22 protein-coding genes and 1 riboswitch are annotated in these 21,384 nt (G+C 31.7%); of the genes, 5 read left to right on the top strand and 17 right to left on the bottom strand.

Annotation, left to right across the window (positions count from 1 at the left end; all coding sequences use genetic code 11):
* Nucleotides 1-22 precede the first annotated feature (22 nt).
* A riboswitch (FMN riboswitch) is annotated at nt 23-135 on the bottom strand.
* Between the two features lie 110 nt (nt 136-245).
* A complete protein-coding gene (locus tag HMPREF9943_RS03705; protein WP_004802142.1) occupies nt 246-728 on the top strand; it encodes an Ig-like domain-containing protein in 483 nt (160 codons plus the stop codon).
* A 268-nt stretch (nt 729-996) separates the two neighbouring features.
* On the opposite strand, the gene HMPREF9943_RS03700 is transcribed toward HMPREF9943_RS03705, so the two are convergent.
* The 16 genes from HMPREF9943_RS03700 to sufC form a co-directional block, all read right to left on the bottom strand.
* Nucleotides 997-1,869 carry a helix-turn-helix domain-containing protein gene (locus HMPREF9943_RS03700; RefSeq protein WP_004802140.1) on the bottom strand — a complete coding sequence of 291 codons (873 nt, stop codon included), beginning with the start codon at nt 1,867-1,869 and terminating at the stop codon, nt 997-999.
* 114 nt (nt 1,870-1,983) lie between these two features.
* Complete coding sequence (locus HMPREF9943_RS03695; RefSeq protein ID WP_004802138.1) at nt 1,984-2,502, bottom strand: serine/threonine-protein kinase; 519 nt, start codon at nt 2,500-2,502, stop codon at nt 1,984-1,986.
* A gap of 152 nt (nt 2,503-2,654) precedes the next feature.
* Nucleotides 2,655-2,930: a hypothetical protein gene (locus HMPREF9943_RS10250; protein WP_004802136.1), complete on the bottom strand. Its 276-nt coding sequence runs from the start codon at nt 2,928-2,930 to the stop codon at nt 2,655-2,657.
* A gap of 78 nt (nt 2,931-3,008) precedes the next feature.
* Entirely contained in the window at nt 3,009-3,614 is a 606-nt protein-coding gene (locus HMPREF9943_RS03685) for an alpha/beta hydrolase (RefSeq protein ID WP_004802134.1), read from the bottom strand.
* A 34-nt stretch (nt 3,615-3,648) separates the two neighbouring features.
* Complete coding sequence (locus HMPREF9943_RS03680; protein ID WP_004802132.1) at nt 3,649-4,143, bottom strand: hypothetical protein; 495 nt, start codon at nt 4,141-4,143, stop codon at nt 3,649-3,651.
* Nucleotides 4,144-4,246: 103 nt separating this feature from the next.
* Nucleotides 4,247-4,438 carry a DUF1697 domain-containing protein gene (locus HMPREF9943_RS03675; RefSeq protein WP_004802131.1) on the bottom strand — a complete coding sequence of 64 codons (192 nt, stop codon included), beginning with the start codon at nt 4,436-4,438 and terminating at the stop codon, nt 4,247-4,249.
* Nucleotides 4,439-4,913: 475 nt separating this feature from the next.
* Nucleotides 4,914-5,258, bottom strand: a complete 345-nt coding sequence (locus HMPREF9943_RS10245; protein ID WP_004802128.1) for an alpha/beta fold hydrolase — start codon at nt 5,256-5,258, stop codon at nt 4,914-4,916.
* Between the two features lie 24 nt (nt 5,259-5,282).
* Nucleotides 5,283-5,939 (bottom strand): GNAT family N-acetyltransferase, encoded by a 657-nt coding sequence (locus tag HMPREF9943_RS03665; protein ID WP_004802126.1) that lies wholly within the window; start codon nt 5,937-5,939, stop codon nt 5,283-5,285.
* Nucleotides 5,940-6,153: 214 nt separating this feature from the next.
* Nucleotides 6,154-6,897, bottom strand: a complete 744-nt coding sequence (gene gpmA, locus HMPREF9943_RS03660) for a 2,3-diphosphoglycerate-dependent phosphoglycerate mutase (protein ID WP_040402633.1) — start codon at nt 6,895-6,897, stop codon at nt 6,154-6,156.
* Nucleotides 6,898-6,986: 89 nt separating this feature from the next.
* The gene (locus HMPREF9943_RS03655; protein ID WP_004802121.1) at nt 6,987-8,447 is read right to left on the bottom strand and encodes a TRM11 family SAM-dependent methyltransferase; all 1,461 of its coding nucleotides are present in this window, start codon (nt 8,445-8,447) and stop codon (nt 6,987-6,989) included.
* A gap of 73 nt (nt 8,448-8,520) precedes the next feature.
* Nucleotides 8,521-9,060, bottom strand: a complete 540-nt coding sequence (locus HMPREF9943_RS03650; RefSeq protein ID WP_004802120.1) for a 5-formyltetrahydrofolate cyclo-ligase — start codon at nt 9,058-9,060, stop codon at nt 8,521-8,523.
* The gene (gene sufB, locus HMPREF9943_RS03645) at nt 9,053-10,456 is read right to left on the bottom strand and encodes a Fe-S cluster assembly protein SufB (RefSeq protein WP_004802119.1); all 1,404 of its coding nucleotides are present in this window, start codon (nt 10,454-10,456) and stop codon (nt 9,053-9,055) included. The genes HMPREF9943_RS03650 and sufB overlap by 8 nt, the downstream gene beginning before the upstream one ends.
* Nucleotides 10,449-10,895 carry a Fe-S cluster assembly sulfur transfer protein SufU gene (gene sufU / locus HMPREF9943_RS03640; RefSeq protein WP_004802118.1) on the bottom strand — a complete coding sequence of 149 codons (447 nt, stop codon included), beginning with the start codon at nt 10,893-10,895 and terminating at the stop codon, nt 10,449-10,451. The genes sufB and sufU overlap by 8 nt, the downstream gene beginning before the upstream one ends.
* Nucleotides 10,879-12,108, bottom strand: a complete 1,230-nt coding sequence (locus HMPREF9943_RS03635; protein ID WP_004802117.1) for an aminotransferase class V-fold PLP-dependent enzyme — start codon at nt 12,106-12,108, stop codon at nt 10,879-10,881. The genes sufU and HMPREF9943_RS03635 overlap by 17 nt, the downstream gene beginning before the upstream one ends.
* A 1-nt stretch (nt 12,109) precedes the next feature.
* Nucleotides 12,110-13,009, bottom strand: a complete 900-nt coding sequence (locus tag HMPREF9943_RS03630) for a SufB/SufD family protein (protein WP_004802116.1) — start codon at nt 13,007-13,009, stop codon at nt 12,110-12,112.
* On the bottom strand, nt 12,999-13,796 hold the full coding sequence (gene sufC / locus HMPREF9943_RS03625; RefSeq protein WP_004802115.1) for a Fe-S cluster assembly ATPase SufC: 798 nt from the start codon (nt 13,794-13,796) through the stop codon (nt 12,999-13,001). Before sufC ends, HMPREF9943_RS03630 begins: the two co-directional genes overlap by 11 nt.
* Before the next feature lie 161 nt (nt 13,797-13,957).
* On the opposite strand from sufC, the gene HMPREF9943_RS03620 reads away from it, so the two are divergent.
* The 3 genes from HMPREF9943_RS03620 to HMPREF9943_RS03610 all read left to right on the top strand — a co-directional run bounded on the left by HMPREF9943_RS03620 (nt 13,958) and on the right by HMPREF9943_RS03610 (nt 16,385).
* Nucleotides 13,958-14,923: a peptidylprolyl isomerase gene (locus tag HMPREF9943_RS03620; RefSeq protein ID WP_004802114.1), complete on the top strand. Its 966-nt coding sequence runs from the start codon at nt 13,958-13,960 to the stop codon at nt 14,921-14,923.
* A gap of 5 nt (nt 14,924-14,928) precedes the next feature.
* Complete coding sequence (locus tag HMPREF9943_RS03615; RefSeq protein WP_004802113.1) at nt 14,929-15,909, top strand: peptidylprolyl isomerase PrsA; 981 nt, start codon at nt 14,929-14,931, stop codon at nt 15,907-15,909.
* Between the two features lie 71 nt (nt 15,910-15,980).
* Complete coding sequence (locus tag HMPREF9943_RS03610) at nt 15,981-16,385, top strand: HIT family protein (RefSeq protein ID WP_004802111.1); 405 nt, start codon at nt 15,981-15,983, stop codon at nt 16,383-16,385.
* A gap of 54 nt (nt 16,386-16,439) precedes the next feature.
* On the opposite strand, the gene nifJ is transcribed toward HMPREF9943_RS03610, so the two are convergent.
* Nucleotides 16,440-19,973 carry a pyruvate:ferredoxin (flavodoxin) oxidoreductase gene (gene nifJ, locus HMPREF9943_RS03605; protein WP_004802110.1) on the bottom strand — a complete coding sequence of 1,178 codons (3,534 nt, stop codon included), beginning with the start codon at nt 19,971-19,973 and terminating at the stop codon, nt 16,440-16,442.
* 170 nt (nt 19,974-20,143) lie between these two features.
* Here nifJ and HMPREF9943_RS03600 point away from each other — a divergent pair, with 170 nt between their 5' ends.
* Nucleotides 20,144-21,373, top strand: a complete 1,230-nt coding sequence (locus HMPREF9943_RS03600; RefSeq protein ID WP_004802109.1) for a 6-phosphofructokinase — start codon at nt 20,144-20,146, stop codon at nt 21,371-21,373.
* The last annotated feature ends 11 nt before the right edge of the window (nt 21,374-21,384 follow it).

Here is a 21,384-nt window from a genome sequence, read left to right as displayed (position 1 = left end):
GGAGATGAAAAAGTATATATGACACCATCTTTTTCCATCCGGACTATAACCGTCGGTACCGGAATTACACCGGTTCATGCTTACGCTCGTGGACTGTACCACCGATCAGGAATCTCACCTGCCCCAAAGATATATTTTAAAGACATTTTTATCTTACTATTTTTAGAAAATTTGTAAAGACCAAAAGAAGATTTTATAGACTTTTTTTATTGATTCATATATACTTTATAAACGAGGTGAGTCGTATGGCAATGGATCAGAAACAGCTTGTTAAAGAAATTGAAGAAGAAAGAAAATGGACACCTGCAAAAATATTTGTAAGTATTATTTTACTTCCTCTTATGCCTTTTTTATTCATCTATAGATTAAAAATAAATAGAAAACTAAAATTTATTTTAATGATTCTCTATTTTATCTTATTAACAAGTATTTATCAGATTGCCTGTATTAAACAAGGACCTTTATTAAAAAGCATCAATCTCTATGAAAAAGAAGCATCTATCACATTAAAAGAGAAATATCAGATAAAATATAATACTTCTCCTTCATCAAAGAAATTAAAAATAGCAAGCGTTAACTTTAAATCCAGTGATAGATCAAAAGCTACGGTAGATAAGAATGGTTATGTTACACCATTACAGAAAGGAAACTGTAAAATTACTATCAGTATTACTGATAATCATCACACAACAAAAGAAAAAGAAATTATTATTCATATAGTAGAGTAAGTTTGTAACTTACTCTACTATTTTTTCCTATAATATTAACTCTTCTTTAGCATCCTTTCTATAATAAACCTAATATAACTTCTTATGCAAAGAACTCATCCACCGCTTTCAATGAGTGCTAATATACAAATGATAGTTCTGTTACAATAATTCAATTTGTTCCTCTATTCTCAATTTCTAACGATTGAAGCTATTCTTAGTACCAATAGTATTTATTCAACCTTTTAAATAATTTTATTTTCTATTAATCTTCTGCCATTCCTCACTTTTATACCTTTACTTTAGAAATAATCAGTTCACTTTTCATTCCATTAAACTCAATATAATTATCTGCTTCAGGATGAGAATAATCTTCTGCTTTCTTCCCTTGATACTCATAATATACATGAGTAGCTATTCCTTTCCTCATTGTTCTAAAATAGTAATCACTCGGAATAATCATCTTAGAAACAGCAGATAGCTGATTTAATTCTATAGCTCCTTTATGAGATACTAGATTAATTTGCATATCCACATTTGAATCAATCTCTATTTCACTCTTATTTCCTTCTAAAGTTACTTCATTAACTTTTCCATTAACTTCTATTTTTTCATTTTCAATATTAAAAATATTAAGTTTTTTTGCATTTACAACAACTTCAATTTTACCCATATATTTATGTGGGATAAGAACCTGAATCATAAGATTCTTTTTCGCATCAGTCTCTGTTGCATCATTTAACCTTTGAATATCCAGATCAATTGTATTCTTTTTGTCATCAATCTTAATTTTATAATCACTCTGTAACCTATCGAGAATATTTGATAATAAAGACACTATTATCTTTTCACCATCCCATGCTTTTAGCATAACACTATGTACACTGCCAAGATTTACATCATAATCCTTCCGGCTATCAATATCATATTCGGTTCTGCTTTCATATATATATTCAGACTGTTTTCTCTCATTAAATAAAAGCTCATCCACAGATATCTTAAACAATTTTGCGATAGCAATAAGATTTTCAATATCAGGTATTCCTGCATCAGTTTCCCATTTGGTAATTGCCTGTCGTGATACTCCAATTTTTTCAGCCATCTTTTCCTGTGACATACCCGTCTGTTTCCTATAGTTCTTAATTTGTTTTCCTAAATTCATTTTAATATGCTCCTAACTTTTATCACAAACTACCAAAATGCCTTTTGAAAAACAAGAAACATTTGATGTCAGTAGTTGTTTTTCATGCTACTGATAGTAGCATTTACTGCATATTTATTTATGTTCTTCAAAATATCGAAGAAATTCAGGTGTTTTAGACCAATATTTTATTCCCCAATTTTCAAAATTCCATTCTTCCATACTGACGACAAAATTAAATGAAAAATAATCAATATTGATTTTTAAAGGATATAATAGCTTACATATTTCTCTAACTTGTTCTATACACCCCAGTTTCATTTTATCACTAATCACAAATTTGTATATAGTATTACCCTCAATATATTCTTTAATAATTCGTTCATTTTCAATATCCACATTAATCATGATCGGTATTTGAATTCCTATAGCAAATAATTTTTTATAATCTTTTATCTCGAATTGAATCTTATTATCAAACTGATAGTATGAACATGGCTCATGATGTATTTGCTTTAAAACATATTTTCTTCCGTCTTTAAAAACTAAATATGAATATCCGCCTTTACCCTTCCCTAAAAACTTCTCAATTTCATACTCCGCTCCATTCACACTAAGCTTTTTCATTTCTAATCCTTTCCCCTTCAGATCCATCGTTTCATGTCCTTATAAATTCTAATTTCCATCCCTATCCCCGGTTTCAGTAAAACCAAAGGAATGATATAATTTACGAGCTACTACATTTTCAGATTCATATGACAGCCAGCAATACTCTGCTTTGCCACAAGGAAAGGATTTAATGAAATTCAAGTCAAGAACAATAGCTTCTTTTCCAAAACCTTTTTCTGATACTTTTGGTCTATCATTAAACGCCAAAGGTTATAGTTTCCTCTTGCTATATCAGGTGCATTATCCCAATAATCATCTATATCATAGCCAATCATAATAAATCCAACAGGAATTTCACCATCATAGATGCCAAATGGAAATGCAAATCCATTTGCCGTAATAGCAGTGTATGCTTCAACTATACTGATATCATTTGTGGCAACAAATTCTTTTTGTGACTCTGATACATGCAATTTAGTTATTTCCTATATATTTTTTCCATTTACTTTTTCCAAATGAAGCATAGTACCATTTCCTCCATAAATTTTACTTTATTGAATTGAATTTCTAATCCAATTATCCAAAAAATTTAATTGCTCATCGGTATGAAACCAATGTTCTCCATTCTCCATGATTGTAAGATTAGCACCAATTTGTTCGGCAAACATAGTTATGGCTTCTTTTGAAGTTAAAATATCTTTTTCACCATATAAAACAGATGTAGGAATATTCCACTTGATAAAGTGATTTCTTACATATGATAAATATTTCCAAGATAATGTCTCACCAAACTTTGTTTCAATCTCTTTCTTACTTCTTAATTCATCTTCCGTAATATTTGACCGCTTCATCAGATCCTCTATCAGCTTTTCCATATCCACGACAGGAGAAATAAACATTGCTTTTTTAATTGGATATTCTGATAAAGATATCAAAGAGAAATAAGCTCCAATACTATTTCCAATTATTATAATATCTTTATATTTAGAAGTAATATCGTCAAAATATGTTTGAAATTCTTTCTTAGAATCCCATGGCAATTCTGATCTATAATCAAAACCAATAACTTCATATTCATCATTAAAGAACTTCTTATAATAATTACTCTCATTAACGGAACCAGCTTTGCCATGTATGTATATAACAGCAGTTTTCATTTTAATCACCTCAGGAAGCGTTTGATTATCTATCTCATTTTCGCTTCTTTGCGAATACTTCCCCATTTGTTAGCCAAGTTTTTCCATTGTCAAAAGATGTTCTGTTTTCCCAATGAAAATTTGAATCGAATATGTTATCAAACACCCATAAGTTTAGACCATTATCATTATTTAGATTTGTTAAGATAATTGTATCTTCCACTTTTTCAGCTTCTAAATAAACCATTTTCCCCAAACAAGTATAACAAATATCCCATTTTTGTTTTTTAGGATTGTATATTCTTATTGTTGTTCCATACTCTGCGTCAGGCTGAGGATTAGATATTCTCTCTTGTCTTGATGGACAAATGAAAACATCTTGTATTCCATCTCCATTTAGTATATCTGAAAATATCCATTCTCCAATTACATGTCTTTCATTTTCAGTACCTTTGCCATCAATCCATTCAATATCCCACTCACCAACTAAATCACTAAATATATTTTTTTTATTGCTTTTTTCTCCTACTAATGCTTTATAAAATTCCATCTCATTTTCTCCTATTTTTCGCATAATCTAACTAAATGCTCAACAACACTTAATTTTCTCATTATTATTGTTATTAAAAGCTGGTTTTCAAGATAATTTGTATTTAATCTTTTTGGACTTGCACCTTTCGGAAGATACATATACAAACATTCAGAACCAATGATAAACTTTTCATCTCCAAAGTCTTTACATTTTTCAGTCCTGCTTTTTCAAGTATTTCTACCAAAAATGTCATTTTAGGTATTCTATTTTTCCCTGTCGGCATTACTCCTCTCAATAGTGCAATTATTTCCATATTTTAATACCGCCAATACTTCAATTTTTTTATTTTATTATATTAATATTAAACTGCCAGCAAACTCAGATTTATAACCTTATAGTCTATAAAAATTATTATAATTTACTTTATTTATTATATAGCACCAATTAAGAAGATACTACAAACATTCATCCCTAATCAGTTTTTCAATAATTCTATTATGCGTTCCGCCATCCCCTCAGGATGCAGAGATGCCATACCAGTATTCAATTTTCCCCTTATATTCGAATGTATTTTTTTGCATAGCATAATTATTACATGATTCAAAAGTTCTCTATATTGTCTTATAGCTTATGAAATGAAGAACTTTACAAATATATTTAAGGTCATCTTTACTGTATTCATCAGTTGAAAAAGCTTTTTCAAGTAGCTTAAGTCCCCCTATCTTACCCATAGAAATCATTAAGAAATCTCTTAATACAATAAGTCTTGTAACTAGCCAAGGAAGCTATTACGGGGTGATAGCCCCATCACAAATTGCATTTTTTATGCCGATTTTTCTAGTAACAAGCATTCTTAGTACTATACTTCCTCCCATTGAGCATCCATAAAGAACATCTATGGTTTCAATGTTCTTTGCTATCAATATATCGGCAATATCATCAGCAATTTTTTCAACACTCGTAAAATTCTCCTTTGGATGTTCTTCATCATATCCCGGTAAAGCAGGAACAATAATATGACAGTTATCCTTTAATAAAGCAATAACAAAGTCAAAATAATTCCACATTACATAAGAGGGATGTATAAGCACAACTATCTTTTCATTATTCAAACCATATTCATGAATCATCATAAAATTTCACTTACAAACTCAAAATCATTTATTATTTTCTAATCTATTTTCTGTTTCTTTTAGATGATTTTCATATATTAAATCATATATATGAAAATCATCTCCACAATGACGTATCCTATCCAATTTCATTCCAAGGTGCCGGTATCTTAAACTTTTATCCATATCATCTGTATCCAGAATAACCGGTATCTCTTTTTCTTTTGCAAGTTCATAAACAAACTCCATCATTTTTCTCATATATCCTTGTTTCTGAAATTCAGATCTCACAACTAATACTTCTATCTTTATATATTGCCGTTTTGATTTACGCATTCTATATTCGATAGTATTACCATCAGAAAAACAAGCAGATATAAAAGATTTCATTTTTCTCCATCCGCCAAGAGCTTTCTTTTCAGCTAATATCATCTTTATGCCATCAATAAACTGAACTGTCCCAACACCTTCTCCTGCTAATATAAGGTATCCTTCCCTATTTTCTGATGTCGTATAAAGCATCCCGCTCTTATATGATGCTTGAACAATTGCATTAATATATATAAACATATCTTCACGATTTGGTATATACTTAACCAGTCCTTTATCAGCAGTATTATATTTATAGTCACTAAACGTGTTTGCAATATATCTTGATATAGTTTCAATTTCACTATCTGATAATTCTTTTAATTTTTGCATTGCTTATCTCCACTTCATCTAAAAATTACTTTCATGCTTTCGTCTTTCCTATCATTTCTATAGATATATCTGGAAATATTTTTAACAACATCCTCCTACTATAATCCTTATAATCATTTTTTACATTCATAATAGCAGTATATCACATATACTTAATGAATATTTTCTGATTATAAAAAGGATAAATAACTTTCATTATTTATCCTCAATATAATTATTTAGCTTTACCTTGATTTGCAACAGCTTCCATTTTAGCTTTTAAAGCTTCCTGATCTCCTAAATAATAATGTTTGATTGCATTAAAATTATCATCAAATTCATAAACCAGAGGAGAACCTGTAGGAATATTGACATTAATGATATCTTCATCAGAAATATGATCAAAATATTTTACCAGTGCACGTAATGAGTTTCCATGAGCTGCAATAATAACACGTTTACCTTCTAACATATCTTTTTTGATTGTCTCATTAAAATAAGGTACTACTCTCTCAATCGTAGTAGCTAAAGATTCATTATCAGGTAAGAGTGCAGGATCTACATTCCTATACATATCTTGTTTCTTAGCACTTCTCTCATCATTTTCATCTAATTCAGGTGGTTTTACATCAAACGAACGTCTCCAGATCTTAACTTGTTCATCACCATATTTTTCTGCTGTTTCAGCCTTATTCAATCCCTGAAGTCCACCATAATGTCTTTCATTTAATTTCCATGATTTATTAACCGGAATCCAGTTTCTGTCTAATTCATCTAAAACATGATTTAAAGTATGAATAGCTCTTTTTAAATATGAAGTATACGCTACATCAAAATCATATCCTTCTTCTTTTAATAATTTGCCGGCATTAGCAGCTTCCTGATGTCCTTTATCACTTAAATCAACATCAGTCCATCCGGTAAATAAATTAAGCTTATTCCATTCGCTTTCACCATGCCTTACTAAGACTAATTTCATCATATGATATCCTCCTATTTCTAATTTATAGAGTAACATAAGACTAACTATTAATCAAACAATATCATAAAAAAGATAAAGCCTATACTTTATCTTACTTGTAGAATAAAAAAGTAAAATAAATTTTTTCCTCTAGGTACATCATAATGTTCTATTAGAGAAAGATATCCTTTATTTAATCTAAGATTCTTCTCAATTAAACTAATTTCACTTGTATAAATAAAAACATATCCATCACTTCTTACCAACTTAGGAATACGTTTAAAGAAATTATCATAAAGATATTCTAATGCTTTCTTATCTTTCATTTGTGCATATGTAGGCATATCGGTGATAATTTCATCAAACATCTCATTATTTACAAATCTTAAACAATCCTTATTAACATAATTAATATCTAAATTAGCTGCTCTTGTATTACGTTTAGCAGCCTCCAGCCCTTTAGCATAAATATCAATACCTATAGTAAAAGAAACAGGCTTTAAAAGACATCTTTCTATCAATGTAATACCACTGCCACAGAAAGGATCTAGAACTTTGGCATAAACATCCATATAAGGCTTAGCTAGCTGTAATAATGTATTAGCAACATAAGGTTGCATAGAATTAGAAATAATCTCTTTACGATAATCAAAACGCGGATTATCCAAAGAAGTGATTTTAAGATAAGCATTTACTTTATGTGGTCTTAATTCTCTTAAAAGAATCTCTATTTCATAATTACTTGTTACATTCAAGAGTCTTTTGGAATAAGATTTATTGAAATGACTGACTAACTTTGAAATAAGAGCCGGATTCTTTATCTTTAACTGATCAGTAAGCTTATAATAAAAAGCTTCCTCAGTATCAAAAAGAATATTCAATAGTTCTAAAAGATTACTATTTTGAAAACAATCACTAATATACTTATCATTTATATCCATTGCTGAACAGTTTTTAATTGGAATAATCAGTTCATTATAATTACGAATAGGCAATAAGTCATATAAAGAATTCGTGCGCACTAAAACACCTTGTGCCACAGGCTTATATTTAAGATTCAATACATATTCAAATAAAGTAAATTGATAAAATGGTAAAGATGTTAAAATAACATCGACCCCTTTATGTAAGAGTCTGATACTTTTCTTTTTATGAGTGATATAGGAAAGAATTAATGGATTCAATATCTTAAGCTGAGCATCAATATGCTTAGAATCAGTAACACAATCAGTTAGAAGATTACTTCTAATCTGTCTTAATTCATCAGTAATTGATTTACAATCCTGTCTGGCAAGAGCTTTTAGATAAGCTTCCTTAACATACTCAGTTGTTTCATGATAGTAACTATTTAAAAGCAATTCTTTTATATTATATCTATGATAATGTCCCAATACTAAAGCAGCATTTTTTCTTATTTTAGAATCACCGGATTCTAAAAAAAATTTTAATTTATCAAACAAACGCGAATCAGTTAACTGTTCATCTTCTTTAAGTGTATTTTTTAAAAGAATTAACTGCTCCCTAAGATCTGTTTCATTTATTATAGAACGAACGATTTCTTCCCTCATTTTCACACCTCATAATATGCGTGCATTATATCATAATACCTTACAATATGACAAGAAAAAGAAAAGAAAACGATCATAAAAGACCGTTCTCTGTAATAATACCATCAAGTTTAATATCAGAATCATGAGGTAAAGTATTTTCAATCTCCTGATATGAATAGGCAAGACCAATCTTCAAACAGTGAACAGATTTTAAATAGCAATCATAAAATCCTTTGCCATATCCTATTCGATAATGATTCTTATCAAATAAAAGAAGAGGCACAATCATAAAATCTAAATCTTCTTTAGATATTTCCTGATCTGAATTTGGTTCATCAATCCCAAAATATCCTTTATGAACATCATTTAAAGATTGAATAGGATAAAAATGAAGATCATTATGTTCAACTCTTGGAATATAAAAGTTCTTAATATCCAAGTACTTACTGATAATATTTCTTGTATCTGCTTCATTTTTATAACTCATATAAATAGCAATATGGGAAGCTTTTTTAAAAGCATCCATATTTTCCAGATGACTTATAATTAAAGAGTTATAATCATTAAATTGTGAATCACTCATCTGATATCTTAATTGAATCATTTGTCTGCGTAATTGTATTTTATCCAATTGCCTTATCTCCCATATCAAACTTAATCAGCTGATTAAGTTCAACAGCATACTCCATTGGCAATTCACGAGAAAAGGGTTCAATAAATCCCATAACAATCATTTCTGTTGCTTCTTCCTTAGTTAATCCCCTGCTCATTAAATAAAACAGTTGTTCTTCTGAAACTTTTGAAACTGTAGCTTCATGTTCTATTGATGAATCATTATTAGAGACAATATTAATAGGAATTGTATCACTAGCAGAAATATCATCTAGGATTAAAGTATCACACTCAATATTACTTTTTGCATTAACAGCCTTTTTACCATGTCTGACAATATCTCTAAAATTAGATTTTCCGCCATTTTTAGAAATAGATTTAGAAACAATCTGTGATGATGTATGAGGAGCTAAATGAATCATTTTAGCACCTGAATCTATTTCCTGATGTTCATCAGCAACAGCAATTGTAATAACATTACCTCTAGCATATTCTCCGGCTAAAATACAGCTAGGATACTTCATTGTAATACGAGAACCGATATTTCCATCAACCCACTCCATAAAGCCGCCTTCATGAACAAGTGCACGTTGAGTAACAAGATTTAAAACATTACGTGACCAGTTCTGAATAGTTGTATAGCGGCAATGTGCATTCTTACCAACAATAATTTCTACTACACCCGCATGTAATGAATCCTGTGAATAAGATGGTGCCGTACATCCCTCAACATAATGAATATCAGCACCTTCATCAACAATAATTAAAGTTCTTTCAAACTGTGCCATACCAGCGGAATTGATACGGAAATAAGCCTGTAACGGTTTATCCAGCTTAACTCCGGGCGGTACATATATAAAAGAGCCTCCTGACCATACCGCACCATTTAAAGCAGAAAACTTATTATCACGATATGGGATAACAGTATCAAAATACTTTTTAAAGATATCAGGATGTTCTTTTAGTCCTGTATCTATATCTAAAAAGATAACTCCTTTTTCTTTTACTTCTTCCAGCATATTATGATATACAGTCTCAGATTCATATTGAGCACTTACTCCTGATAAAAACTTCTGTTCAGCTTCAGGTATTCCTAATCTATTAAAGGTATTTTTAATTGTTTCAGGAACATCTTCCCAATTATTTCTGACACCATCTATAGAGCGGCTATAGTATGTATATTCATCAAAATTCATAAAAGACAGATCTACTCCCCATGTAGGCATAGGTTTTCTTAAAAACTCCTGTAATGCATCTAAGCGATATTGAAGCATCCATTCCGGCTCGCCTTTGATCCGAGATATTTCTCTGACTATCTCGTCATTTAATCCTTTTGGGGTCTTAAACAAAGAAAGATCTTCATCCTTGAAATCACTGTCTATAGAAGTTTGCGGAATTTCAAAATCTTTATCCATCACATTCCTCACTTTCTTCAATCAGCTTCTCAATAGCGTTCCAGCCAATTGTTGCACATTTAATACGATTTGCCTGTTTATAAGTATTCTTAAAAGCCACCGCTTCCTGTAACAGACTCTCATCATAAGACTCTCCCTCTATCATCTTCATATAATTATTGATGATAGCCTTGGCCTCTTTTTTAGTAAGACCTTTTAACATTTCAGTCATTATTGATGTAGAAGCTGTTGAAATAGCACATGCTTCTCCATCAAATCTAATATCTGAAATGAAGTCTCCATCAAATTTAGCTTCTACATCAATATTATCAATACATGTAGAAGAATTCATATTTATTTTTAAATAATTATTATCACCGGTTAATTGATGATTTCTAGGATTCGAATAGTGATCCATTATAATTTCTCTTAAAAACAGAGGATTATCCAAAGAACGCATCTAAAAAATCATCTCCTTTCTTACATATATCAATGAACTTATCAATATCATCATAGGTATTATATAAATAAAAAGAGACCCGAACCGTAGAATTCACTTGTAAATATTCTTTAAGAATCTTTGCACAGTGATCCCCTGCTCTTACAGCTATCCCATAAGTATTAAAAAGAGAAGCGGCATCCTGTGAAAAGACATTCTTAATATTCATAGCAATAGCACCACCGGCATCTTTATTATAAATGTCTACATTATTTAAACCTTCAAGCTTATTAATCGCATAATCTCTTAATTTTTTTTCATAATCAGCAATATGATTCATGCCCAGCCCTTCAAGATAACGCACAGCTGCCCCAAGACCTATTGCTCCTGCTATATGAAGCGTTCCTGATTCAAAACGATAAGGAACCTCTTTTAATGAGAGTTCACCATATGAGTTATAGCGGGCATTACTGCCTCCTCCGTAACGATAAGGCTTAAGTTTTTCTAGCAATCCCCTTTTACCATAAAGGACACCGATCCCGGTCGGACCCAGCATCTTATGTCCTGAAAAAGCTAAAAAATCAATATCCATATCTCTCACATCCGTCTTACTATGAGGGACAGACTGTGCTCCATCCCCAACAACAAGAATTCCATGGCTGTGAGCATACCTACATATCTCTTTAATAGGAAGATAATATCCTAATACATTTGTAACTAAAGCTAATGAAATAATTTTGGTATGACTATTAACTGATTTTTTTACATTATTCATAGTAATCATTCCATTATCCAATGGAATATACCTGATTTTAGCTCCTGTTTTCTTAGCTATATCAAACCAAGGTAAAGTATTAGAAGCATGTTCAGCTAATGAGAGTAGTATTTCATCGTCCTTCTTTAAATAAACCTCTCCCCAGCCATAAGCAATCATATTAAGTCCATCAGTAGTTCCTGAAGTAAAAACAATTTCTTCCTTATACTCAGCATTAATAAAATGCTTAATATTATCTCTAGCCTCTTCTAAATGCACATCTACATCATGACTTAAATCATAATCTCCTCTTTCGGCATTTACACTATAAGAAGAATAATATTCGCTCACCGCATCAATAACACATTGAGGCTTTAATGTTGTTGCATTATTATCTAAGTAAACAAGATCATGTCCATGCATCTGAATATGATTTTTAAACATTGGAAAATCATTTCGTATCTGCTTAACATCAAACATTCTAAGCACCTACCTTAGAAAGACTATGCTCAAAACGAGACTTAATCATTTCATTATCGACAATATCAACAACAGGCTTAAGATAGCCATAAGTAATCAGCTGCATTGCCTGTCTTTTTGAAAGACCGCGTGATTCTAAATAATAGAGATGTGAAGCATCCATTTTTCCTACACCGGCCGCATGAGATGCCGCTACATCATAATCATCAATTAATAAATAAGGATTAGCAGAAGCATATGCATCTTTATCAAATACGATAATCTTATTAGTCTGATGAGATTCACTCTTATGCATTCCCTTTTTAATTGTTCCAATACCATCTATAGTCATCTTTCCGGAATCTTTACTGACTCCATAATTATCCATAATCCCAATAGTGCCGGGTGCATTAGAAATTAAGTTAATACGATAATACTTTTCTTCATTACTATCGCTTAAAGCAGCCATACGTAAACGTATTTGAGCATTTTCTCCATTCATAGAATATTCAGCATTTCCCCTAATAGAAGCATCGGATAGTTCAGCATAACCTATCTGTACAGAAGCATTAGCAGCAGTTTCTCCATAATCATTAAAATTGATAAGTGACTGATCATCAGAATGATTCTCATTAAATATATTAATTTGAGCATTCTCACCAATCACCAGTTTTCTATTGAGGACAGCATTATTGTTTAATAATCTTGTTTCAACAAGATTTACCTGAGTTGAAGGAGCAAAGTAATAATTAATATCAGTTTCAATATGATCAGCATTTAAAAAGACATGACAATCAGTTTTCTGATAACCTGAAAAATACAGACTGTTTCCCTTTCTTCTAATAGCTCCAGGAAGACTCTCATCAATAACTTCACCATTTGAAAAGACAATATAGTTAGTATAAACTGAATTATTTTCCATGATTGCCACCAAATCCAAAAATTGAATCATAAAGATCATCATTTGTTTCTTCCGGCATAAGCCATTTATAGCCTTCTTTATTGATCTTTTCAACAAGTTCAAAACCACCCTCTTCAACAATTCTTCCATCAACAAGGATATGAACATGAGTTGGATGAATCTGCAGATATAATCTTTCATAATGTGAAACAATAAGTAATCCTAAAGAACTTTCTTTTTTCATTTTATTAACTGTATCAGAAACAATAGTCAAAGCATCAATATCCAAACCGGAATCTATTTCATCTAATAAAGCTATCTGCGGATTTAATAGCTTCATCTGAAGAATTTCATTACGCTTCTTTTCTCCTCCGGAAAAACCCTCATTTAAATAACGATGAGCAAGATCTTCATTCATTTTCAATTCTTCAATAGCCTCGTCCATCTCTTTCTTAAAGTCATAGAGTCTGATTGGTGTTTCTCTTTTAGCATTCATGGCTGTACGAAGAAAATCACTATTAGTTACACCGGGAATCTCCTGAGGATACTGCATTGCTAAAAAAAGACCGGCTCTTGCTCTTTCATCAGTAGACATAGATAAAAGATCCTGGCCATCTAAAGTTATTGTCCCTTCAGTAACTGTATATGATGGATGCCCCATAATAGTAGATAATAAAGTAGATTTCCCATTGCCATTAGGACCCATTAAAGCATGAGTCTCTCCTTTATTTACCGTAATTGTAATACCTTTTAAAATCTCCTTGTTTCCTGCTGAAACATGAAGATTCTCTATTTTTAATATTGACATATTCTTTGTTCACCTCGACCTGTATTATAATATTAATCATCTCTTTCTTCAAATATAATGATAATATTCTCAATTCATGTGAGAATTTGTGTTTTTATTTCAAACATTGAAAAACAATGAATTATGTGTATAATTAAGGTTATATGTTTAAGGAGGAACTTATGAACACAAAAAAATTAACAGGCCTCACTCTTGCAGGTCTCTTATTTTTGAGTGGATGTCAGGCCGGCAAGACAGCTGGAGGCAAATCTGTAGTCGCATCCACAAGCCAAGGTAATATATTTGCTGATAGTATATATTCTACTTTAAGCAATACATCAAGCGGAAAAACAGCCTTATTTTCTTATGTTTTAGATACATTAATCAGTAAAAAATATCCCGCTACTAATGCTATGAAAAAAAATGCTGCTGATATGGTAGAAAACATTAAGGCTTCTTATAAGTCACAGAAAGGTGATGATTATGAGAAAAAGCTTAATAGTGATTTAAAATCAGCCGGATATAAGAGCATTGATGATTATAGAAAAAAAGTCATTTATTCTTATCAGTATGCTGAACTGATGAAAAAATATGTTAAGGATCACTTCGATGAAGTTGTTGAGGATTATTATAACTATGCTTCTCCTCGTAAATTATCTATTATTAAAGTATCTGCAATGAATACAAGCAATCCTACCAAAATCGAAAAAGCGAATCTCAAAGAAGTTCAGGATCTTTTAGCAGCAGGAAAAAGTTTTGCTGATGTTGCAAAAGGATATAGTGCAGATACTACTAAGAATGCTAAAGGTAATTTAGGTATTGTCGATAAGAAGGTAAGTAGCCTAAGTGATACTTATGGTTCTGCAGTCTATGATGCTGCCTTCACTTTAACAGAAGGAAAAACCAGCAGTGTTATTACCGGCAAGGGAGGATTTTATCTTCTTCATTGTGATTCTACAAAAAAAGAAGATATTAAAAAAGAATTAAAAACCGTTGATATTAATTCACCTTTAATTACCTATGATAATTATATGGTTTATTTAGCTTTTAAGACTTATAAGATTAATTATAAGGATAACACTATTAAGGCTGCAATTGAGGAAACAATTACAAAGAATCTTAATAAACGTAAGGAAGAAAGGAAATAAACATTATGTCTGATAAAGAAAAACAAGTAGAAACTTCTTCCTTTAGGAAGGTTCACAAGGTTGAAGTGGAGAAAAAGCCGTTAGAGCTTTCAAAGAAAACAATTGGTGCAATAGTACTTGTGATTGTATTAATCATCGGAGGAATGACAGGTTATCTTATTTATTCAAATAATAATGGTGACAAATATACAAGTAAAGTAACCGGAGGATCAAAAGAAGTTATTACCGGTGATGTTACCATTACAAAACAGGGATATTATGAATACCTTCTTGATAACTATGGATCTAATCAGATCTTAACAGATGCTTACAATAAAATTGCTTCTAAAGAAATTACTGATACCAAAAAGATTAATGAAAAAACCGAAGAATTAGAAAACAAATATAAGTCTAATTATGGCTCATTAAAAGCCTATGCAACTGCTCAAGGATATTCTGATGTAAAAGAGCTAGAAGAAAAGGTTATTATTCCCAGTGCTAAGCTTGATTTAATGGAAGCAAAGTACCTAGATGATAACTTTAAGAAAATAATTGATAAATATCAAGTTTCTTACTTAAAAGTCATTACTTATTCTAAAGAATCACAAGCAGTAAATGCAATCAAAAAAGCAACTGATTCAAAAGCTTTTAATCAGCTTGCTAAAGAAAATTCCGGAACTTATAAAGATTATGGATTGGTTTCCAAAGTTTCAAGCACAACAACAATTGATGCTAATATCATCAAGAAAGCAGAAACATTTTCTAAGATCACTAAGAACGGTATCTATAAAGATGCTGTTAAGCTTTCAACAGGAAGTTATGCAATTGTATATATTTACAATACTGATAAAACATCAAATAAAAGCAGTATTATTCAGTCACTAGGATCTAATGAAGATGTTAAAAAGGATATTGAAGCTTATTATCTAAAGAAATATAAATTTACTGTCTATGATAAAAAACTCAAAAAAGCAATCAAAGAACTTAATAAAGATTTTGTAGACTAAAGTTATCAGCTTTAGTCTTTTTTCTAGCTAATATAAGTTCTTTGATGTAAAATAAGATTGGAGGTATTGATATGGACAATTGTATTTTCTGTAAGATTGTAAACAAAGAGATTCCCGGTAAAATTATTTATGAAGATGATATCTGTCTTGCTTTTTTAGATCTTTCTCAGACTACTGACGGTCATACTCTTCTAATTCCTAAAAAGCATTTTAAAAATGTTTTAGAAACAGAGAATGCTACACTTTCTCATATGATTATTGTAGCTAAAGATCTGGCAAACAAGATTGTTAAAAAGACAGGTGCTAAAGGATGTCATATTCTAACAAATGCTAATGAGGCTGCCGGACAGACAGTTCCTCATTTTCATATTCATATTATTCCTAGATTTAATGAATCTGACAGTATCTCAATTAATTTTACAGATCGCAGCAAAGAAACTGATCTAGATGAAATCGCACATAAAATTCTGTCTTAAAAAATTAATGTATGAAAAAAGATAGTATCATTATTTGATACTATCTTTTTAGTATTATTCAGAAATACTATATTCTCTAACCATAGATTCAGCTCTTGCTCTACGACGTTTGGCATCAATGATACACTTATCAAATAAAGCATCAGCATGCTCCGGATTAACCTTAACCAGTTGAGAGAATCTGTTTTCAGTCATTAAGAAATCTTTAAACTTATCAAAATTAGGTGCTTTAGAATCAATAGTTAATGGATTCTTGCCTTCTTCTGCAAGTCTTGGATCAAATCTTAATAAGTTGAAATAGCCACATTCAACAGCAAGTTTTTCCTGTCTGCTGGAGTTTGCTAATCCACCTTTGATATGATGTTCATTACATGGTGAATAAGCAATAATCAATGATGGTCCATCATAAGATTCAGCTTCTCTTAAAGCTTTGATAGCCTGCATCGGATTAGAACCTAAAGCAATCTGAGCAACATAAACATGACCATAAGCCATTGCAATCTGAGCAAGATCCTTCTTAGCTACCTTCTTACCACTGGCAGTAAACTTGGCAATAGAAGCAGCCTGAGAAGATTTAGATGATTGACCGCCTGTATTAGAGTAAACCTCAGTATCTAAAACAAGAATATTGACATTCTGATCATTAGCTAAAACATGATCTAATCCGCCATAACCAATATCATAAGCCCATCCGTCACCACCGACAATCCACTGAGACTTAGTTACTAAATCAGCTTTCATATCTAGAAGTTCTTTAATAGGCTGATTAGAAGAAGCTTCAAGCAGTCTCACTAAATCATCATATAATTCTTTCTCCTGTGCCCTCTGACCCTTGATAGAAGCATATTTATCAAGCACTTCAGCAAGTTCAGGCTCAACATCATCTTTATTGTTATCAATAACTTCTAAAATTCTCTTAGATTTATAATTTTCAGCAAGTTTCATACCAAAACCAAATTCAGCATTATCTTCAAATAAAGAATTAGCCCATGCCGGACCATGTCCTTCCTTATTGAATGTCATAGGTGTAGATGGACAAGAACCGGCATAAATAGATGAGCAACCGGTTGCATTCGCAATTCTCATATCTTCACCAAACAACTGTGAAGCCAAACGATAATATGGAGTTTCTCCACATCCCGCACAAGCTCCGGAAGCTTCAAAATAAGGTTTCATAAAGCCAACACCTTTTACCATAGTAGTTGGATACTTATCATCTCGATATTCAACATTATTGAATATATATTCAGAAAGATCAGAATGTACTAATTCTTCTTTAACCGGAGTCATTACAAGAGCTTTTTCACCCTTCTTGCCTGGACAGACCCCGGCACATAATGAACATCCGACACAGTTATCAGGAGAAATTTGAATTCTAAATGATAAGCCATCAACATCTTTACCCATAGGCTTTAAGACGTCATTACTGATATCTTCAGGAGCATTCTTAATTTCTTCATCAGTCAATAAGAAAGCACGGATAGTGGCATGAGGACATACCATTACACACTGATTACATTGAATACAGTTGTCTTTATTCCATTTAGGAACATTAATCGCAATAGCTCTCTTTTCCTTAATAGCTATACCATTTTGCATTGTTCCATCAAGCTTATCTAAGAAAGCAGATGTAGGTAAATCATTACCTTCTAAAGCATTAATTGGGGCAACGTAATTATCAAAATAATCATCACCGGTAAGTTTATGTGTTGTATTTACTGTCAAATCAGCCCATGCCTGATCAACCGGTACTTCAACAACCTGATCTTTACCTGCATCAATAGCCTTATAGTTAGCCTCAACAATTGCATCACCCTTAGAGCTATATGATTTCTTAGCCATTTCTTTCATCTTGGTAATAGACTCTTCTAATGGCAGAATATTTGTATTTAATGCAAAGAAAGCAGACTGAAGAATAGTATTAGTATGTCTTCCCATATGACATTCTTCAGCAATCTTATTTGCATTAATAATATAGAACTTAGCATGTTTTTCAGCCAACTGCTTTTTAACTCTATTTGGTAAATAGTTCGCAACTTCATCTTTAGTAAATTCAGTATTCAATAAGAAAATACCGCCATCTTTTAAATTACGAAGCATATCATATTTAAACACGTAATTATCTAATGAGCAAGAAATGAAATCAGCTCGATTAATATAGTAAGTAGAACGAATTGGTGTAGGACCGAATCTTAAATTAGAACGCGTTGCTCCGCCTGCTTTCTTAGAATCATAAGCAAAGTAAGCCTGACAATATAAATCTGTATTATCACCAATAATCTTAATAGAAGACTTATTAGCAGAAACTGTTCCATCAGAACCCAGACCATAAAACAGACACTGAGTTGCATCAGTCTTGACTTTAAAACTCTTATCCTCTTCTAATGATAAATGAGTCACATCATCAACAATACCGATCGTAAACGGATGCTGTGGCTTATCCTTAGCTAAATTATCAAAGACAGCTTTCACAGCTTTGGCAGTAGTATCTTTAGAACCCATACCATAACGTCCGCCAATAACCTTAATATCAGTATCTTTTAATGTTTCAACAACATCAAGATATAATGGTTCACCGGTAGATCCCATTTCCTTAGTACGATCTAAAACAGCAATATTCTTTACTGTATCCGGTAATACCGATAATAAATATTTAGCAGAGAATGGACGATATAAATGAACTTTAATTAAACCGGTTTTTTTACCCTGTTCATTTAAAGTATCCACAACTTCTTCAACCGCCTGAGTCACAGATCCCATAGCAATAATTACACGTTCTGCATCTTCCGCTCCATAATAATTAAATGGTGCATAATCTCTTCCTGTAATTTCAGAAATCTTCTTCATATAATCAGCAACAACATCAGCAACATTGGCATAATGTGCATTCTGTGCTTCTCTAGACTGGAAATAAACATCATCATTAGTGGCACTTCCACGTGTAACAGAATTCAGATGAGGATTTAAAGCTCTTGACTTAAACTTCTTTAATGCTTCTTTATCTACTAATGAAGCTAAAGTTTCATAGTCCATAACTTCTACTTTCTGAATTTCATGAGAAGTTCTAAAACCATCAAAAAAGTGCATAACCGGAACAGAAGCCTTAATTGCTGCTAAATGAGCAATACCTCCTAAATCCATAACTTCCTGTACTGAATGTGAGCATATCATAACCACACCTGTTTGACGACATGCATAAACATCCTGATGATCACCAAAAATATTTAATGATGACGTTGCAAGTGCTCTTGCAGCCACATGAAATACTCCCGGCAATAATTCTCCCTGGATTTTGTAAAGATTAGGAATCATTAGTAATAAACCTTGTGAAGCTGTAAAAGTTGTTGCAAGTGCACCACCTTGCAAAGCCCCGTGAACAGCTCCCGCAGCTCCTGCTTCTGACTGCATCTCAATAACATTGACAGATGAACCAAAAATATTTTCTCTTCCTTGGGAAGCCCATTCTTCTGCGTGTTCTGCCATTGGAGAAGATGGTGTAATAGGATAGATAGCAGCTACTTCACTAAATGCATAGGCTACATGAGCAGCAGCTGTATTGCCATCCATAGACAAATATTTCTTTGACATATTCTTATATAACCTCCTATCCATATTATACACTTAACACATTGATAATTCTACTTTAAATTACTATATCAAACAAAAAACAGTTACTATTCAAAAACTATTTTCTAACAGCCTCTTCTCTTTTCATAATGATAATGATAAAATAAAAATGCATTGATAAGGAGAGTACTATGAACGAAAAAAACTGTATTATTGGGCAATCGGGAGGTCCTACCGTAGCTATAAATGCATCTTTAGCGGGTGTCATATCAAGAGCACAGGATTTAGGGTTTAAACATATCTATGGAATGATTAATGGAATTAAGGGTCTTATTGAAAATCGCTATACTGATTTAAACCTTATTTTCCAGTCTCCGGAACTTCTGAATACCTTAAAAGAATCTCCGGCTATGTATCTGGGAAGCTGCCGCTATAAATTAAAAGATATTAATCAGGATAAAAAACAATATGAATTACTCTTTCATAAATTTGAAGAACTCAATATTACTGACTTCTACTATATTGGAGGAAATGATTCAATGGATACTGTTGCAAAATTATCTGAGTATGCCAAAATAACTCATTCTGATATACATTTTGTCGGTATTCCAAAAACTATTGATAATGATTTGATGGGAACCGATCATACACCGGGATTTGGCAGTGCTGCTAAATATGTAGCCAGCTCCATGCTGGAAATAGCCTATGACAGCTCTATCTATAATCTAGACTCTGTTACTATTGTTGAAATCATGGGTAGAAATGCCGGCTGGCTGACTGCTGCCAGTGCTCTTGCCAGAAGCAGCTTTAATGAAGCACCTGATCTTATTTATCTTCCTGAAGTTCCTTTTATCAAAGAAAACTTCTTAAATGACATTAGAGAAGTCTTTAAAAGAAAAAGATCAGTTATTATTGCTGTCAGTGAGGGTATTAAAAATGCCGATGGGGACTATTTAGATCAAGACTCAAAATATGTAAAAAAAGATGCCTTTGGTCATATTCTTCATTCCGGTACAGGCAAAGTATTAGAAACCATAGTCTTTAAAGAATTTCAATGTAAAGTAAGATCTATTGAACTTAATGTTTTACAAAGATGTGCCATGCATAATGCTTCAAAAACAGATATTGAAGAATCATTCCGGATCGGAGTAAATGCCGTCAATGCGAGTGAAAACCATACAGGTATTATGATGTGCTTCAAACGTCTTTCTAATCATCCTTATCTTATTGAAACTGAATATAAGAATGTTGTTGATATTGCTAATAAAGAACAAAGAATCCCTATTGAATGGATAAATAAAAAACACAATGATATTACTCCTGAACTTTACGACTATCTCTATCCATTAATCCAAGGTGAAGTCAATGTAACTTATAAGGATGGCATACCATTCTATATTAATATTTCACATCTCAAATAAAAAAGAAGGAT

Origin of the sequence: Eggerthia catenaformis OT 569 = DSM 20559, assembly GCF_000340375.1 — a bacterium.
Lineage (GTDB): Bacteria > Bacillota_I > Bacilli_A > Erysipelotrichales > Coprobacillaceae > Eggerthia > Eggerthia catenaformis.
This window is presented reverse-complemented; position numbering and strand designations above follow the sequence as displayed.